The 3,156-nt window shown below is 47.2% G+C and carries 2 protein-coding genes and 1 rRNA gene; all 3 read right to left on the reverse strand.

Annotation, left to right across the window (positions count from 1 at the left end):
- Nucleotides 1-456: 456 nt before the first annotated feature.
- The 3 genes from PLW95_06435 to PLW95_06445 all read right to left on the reverse strand — a co-directional run bounded on the left by PLW95_06435 (nt 457) and on the right by PLW95_06445 (nt 2,963).
- Nucleotides 457-2,022 (reverse strand): 16S ribosomal RNA (locus PLW95_06435).
- A gap of 80 nt (nt 2,023-2,102) precedes the next feature.
- Nucleotides 2,103-2,318 (reverse strand): hypothetical protein, encoded by a 216-nt coding sequence (locus PLW95_06440; GenBank protein ID HOV22300.1) that lies wholly within the window; start codon nt 2,316-2,318, stop codon nt 2,103-2,105.
- A 60-nt stretch (nt 2,319-2,378) separates the two neighbouring features.
- Entirely contained in the window at nt 2,379-2,963 is a 585-nt protein-coding gene (locus tag PLW95_06445) for a nitroreductase family protein (protein ID HOV22301.1), read from the reverse strand.
- Nucleotides 2,964-3,156: the final 193 nt, after the last annotated feature.

Here is a 3,156-nt window from a genome sequence, read left to right on the forward strand (position 1 = left end):
CAGGGTCTCATCCAGAGGGTTTTCTATCGCCAGTTGTCCCACCTGTCCCGCATCGGCCAAAGCCGCCAGTATGTCATCCGGCTTCACCCCGCCGGAACAAAACAGGACCCACCAGACCGCCACGCTCCCGACCGCGACGGCCAGTCCCGCAGCCACCACTGGAACCGAATTCCGCATAAGCCTTCCGTCGAGTTCCCCCGTAAATCCGACGAAACACAACTACACAGCCAATGCTCCATGCTACCATACTTCGGTACCCGCTTTCAACATCGGCTCGGGAACCTTGAGCTTGAACTTCGTAAAGAACAACCGCATATACTCGGCACACAAAAAAAGCCCCGTCGGTTTTGCCGACGGGGCTTGGGTATTCAAGAAACAGTTAAGCCTGAGCCGCGAAAGCACCTGACTTTCGTCCGTGGTCCCAAAACTGACCACAAACGTCTAAGTAATCCTTAGAAAGGAGGTGATCCAGCCGCAGGTTCCCCTACGGCTACCTTGTTACGACTTAGTGCCAGTCGTCGGACTTACCGTCGGCAGGCGTCTCCTTGCGGTTAACAACCCGACTTCGGGTACTTCCAACTCCCATCACTTGACGGGCGGTGTGTACAAGGCTCAGGAACACATTCACCGCGACATAGCTGATTCGCGATTACTAGCGATTCCAACTTCATGCAGGCGAGTTGCCAGCCTGCAATCCGAACTGGGGCCGGCTTTTTGCGATTTGCTCCACCTCGCGGTCTCGCGTCGCTTTGTACCGGCCATTGTAGCACGTGTGATGCCCTAGGCATAAAGGCCATGATGACTTGACGTCATCCCCACCTTCCTCCGGTTTAACACCGGCAGTCCCGCTAGAGTTCCCGGCATGACCCGCTGGTAACTAACGGCAAGGGTTTCGCTCGTTAAGGGACTTAACCCGACATCTCACGACACGAGCTGACGACAGCCATGCAGCACCTGTGCAAGTTTCACTCCGAAGAGCAGCTTAACCTGTTTCCAGGCAAGCATCCAAGCATGTCAAACCTAGGTAAGGTTCTGCGCGTTGCTTCGAATTAATCCACATGCTCCACCGCTTGTGTGAGCCCCCGTCAATTCCTTTGAGTTTTAGCCTTGCGACCGTACTCCCCAGGCGGCTTACTTAACACTTTTGCTTCGACTGTGCCGGCGTCAGAACCGCCACAATCTAGTAAGCATCGTTTACGGCGTGGACTACCGGGGTATCTAATCCCGTTCGCTCCCCACGCTTTCGTCCCTGAGCGTCAGTTCTGGGATAAGAAACTGCCTTCGCCAGTGGTGTTCCTGCCGATATCTACACATTTCACCGCTACACCGGCAGTTCCGTTTCTCTCCCCCAGACTCAAAGTCAGAATGTCTCAACTCCAATTCTTTGGTTGAGCCAAAGGATTTCAGAGTTGACGCTCCTGACCGCCTGCGGACCCTTTACACCCAGTAAATCCGGGTAACGTTTGTCCCCTCCGTATTACCGCGGCTGCTGGCACGGAGTTAGCCGGGACTTCCTCTGGAGGTACCGTCATCCGCCATAGGCGGATTCTTCCCTCCTGACAGGGGTTTACAACCCGAAGGCTTTCATCCCCCACGCGGTGTCGCTGGGTCACCCTTTCGGGCATTGCCCAAGATTCCCCACTGCTGCCTCCCGTAGGAGTCGGGGCCGTGTCTCAATCCCCGTGTGGCTGGCCGTCCTCTCAGACCAGCTACCCGTCTTTGGCTTGGTGGGCTTTTACCCCGCCAACTACCTGATAGGACTCAGGCCCATCCTCTGGCATTTCCCTTGCGAGAAATTTTTCTCATTCACCATCTGGCAAATGAGAATATCAGGTATTAGACCACCTTTCGATGGATTATCCCTGTCCAGAGGGTAGATTACCCAAGTGTTACTCACCCGTCCGCCGCTTTCCCTAAGGAAATCTCACCATAAGGTAAAATTTCTTTAGTTCGACGCACGACTTGCATGTGTTATGCACACCGCCAACGTTAACCCTGAGCCAAGATCAAACCCTCAGAGTAAATTCAACCGGATACCCCAAATTTCCAAAGAACTTTTTTTACAAATTTATTTTACCTTCTTACTTTCATGTTGTCAATACTTATTCTGCTGGTGCTTCTGGTGCTGGTGCTTCTGGTGCTGGTGCTTCTGGTGCTGGCATTCCTTCTGGACCCATTGGTCCTTCCATTGCTGGTGGCATTGCTTCTGGTGTTGCCGCTGGTTTTTTCGTCATCTGTTTAATTATAAAAAAGAGCGCCACCAGAATTATAATTATCAGAATTACCAATGCTGCTGGATTCATCTTTTTTTCTGCCATTTTTTCTCACCTCCTTCCATTCTATAAAATATAAAACAAATTTTAATTTTTGTCAATGGTTTATTTTACCTCAAATTTGTTTAAATGTATAATATCTTTTAAATTTCTTTTTGGAACATGCATTATTTCTTGCTCATCTTTCCAATATTTTACACTTCCATTAAATTCTTCAATAACTGATTTTTCAGCAGGATATCCTAATGCAATAACAGAATCAATGATATAATTTCCGGGTATTTGTAAAATTTTTCTTACTTGTTTTCTGTTTACTGAACCAATCCAGCATGTTCCTATTCCTTCATAAGTTGCACAAAGAAGAATATTTTCAATTGCAGCACCACATTCAAGTTTATATTTTAAAACATTTATTTGTTTATTGGCAATTACAACAATATAAGAAACAGGCCTTTTTCCTTCTGGTGGTTGTCCCTTTTCTCCAAGATAGCCAGCCCATGCAAGATTTGGGAATATCTCATCAACAACTTCTTTTTTATTAACAACAATATATTCCAATGGTTGTAAGTTAGAAGCACTTGGTGCTAATCTTGCCATGTCAATAAATTTTATAAGAAGTTCATTTGATATTGGTTTTTGTTCAAATCTTCTAATTGTTCTTCTTTTTTTTATAACTTCATAAATATCCATTCTATTTTCTCCCTTTCAAATCAATGCGTCCTCTAAAAATCGTAGCGCACGCCCATTGAAAAACTTCGGGGTGCCCGGATTGTGCTATCTGTAAATTCCCCTATCCCCTTTCCCCTTTACTAAAGGGGGAAGGATATCTCCTTCCTTTGAAAAAGGAAGGATGGGATGGATTTCCTGTAATTTCTTTAAATCC

The organism is bacterium, from assembly GCA_035370465.1.
In the GTDB taxonomy this organism is placed as follows: domain Bacteria; phylum Ratteibacteria; class UBA8468; order B48-G9; family JAFGKM01; genus JAGGVW01.

Coding starts and splice junctions, on each gene's coding strand:
- PLW95_06440 (HOV22300.1), bottom strand. CDS start 2,318: ATGGCAGAAAAAAAGATGAATCCAGCAGCATTGGTAATTCTGATAATT.
- PLW95_06445 (HOV22301.1), bottom strand. CDS start 2,963: ATGGATATTTATGAAGTTATAAAAAAAAGAAGAACAATTAGAAGATTT.